Raw genomic sequence first — 588 nt, 5'->3', positions numbered from 1 at the left:
ATATGTTTTGGAATTGTGATAATCTCCCCATTTGTGTATTCTATATTAATAAAAAGCGATGATTTTCGGTGGTTATTATATCCTATACAATGGTTATTTAATATTGATACTCATACTATTAACGATATATCAATTTTGATTATTGGGTTTTGTTCTTTGAGTATTATTTCATTTTTTATCATTGGTTTTTTTATAAAATACATAAATTAAGCTTGTTTTTATCATTGATTTTTATGATTTGTTATGCAATATTTGGTTATTATTTTTTTAGTCACTTATAAGGAAATTTTATGAAGTACTACACAACGATTTATATCCACCCTATGGATTGGAACATTCCCCATGTCTTTTTAGGACTTACCAAAAAATAAAAGTCCTGAGGAGCTTGATAAGATAGATGATCAATTAAGACAAGAATGTCTTAAAAACAAAGAATTTAAATTAATTAAAAGTATTAAGTAGATTGGTTATAATAAAAAAATTTATCTATATTAGGAGTAAATTTGCAAATTCCTATTTATTCTAAACTCAAAGCAAAACTAGAAAGCAAAGGAATAGATAGTATATCAAGCGGACAAATTGCTTGGT

Annotated in this window: 1 protein-coding gene; it reads left to right on the top strand. The window is 25.0% G+C overall.

The features are described 5' to 3' along the window. On the top strand, positions 1-210 hold a 210-nt coding region (locus L8X33_RS08665; RefSeq protein ID WP_263670503.1), incomplete at its 5' end, for a hypothetical protein. Positions 211-588 lie beyond the last annotated feature (378 nt).

Origin of the sequence: Campylobacter sp. CNRCH_2014_2849 (assembly GCF_025772845.1) — a bacterium.
GTDB lineage: Bacteria > Campylobacterota > Campylobacteria > Campylobacterales > Campylobacteraceae > Campylobacter_D > Campylobacter_D lari_D.
The sequence above is the reverse complement of the archived record's forward strand: the minus strand, read 5'-3'. Positions and strand labels throughout refer to the sequence as shown.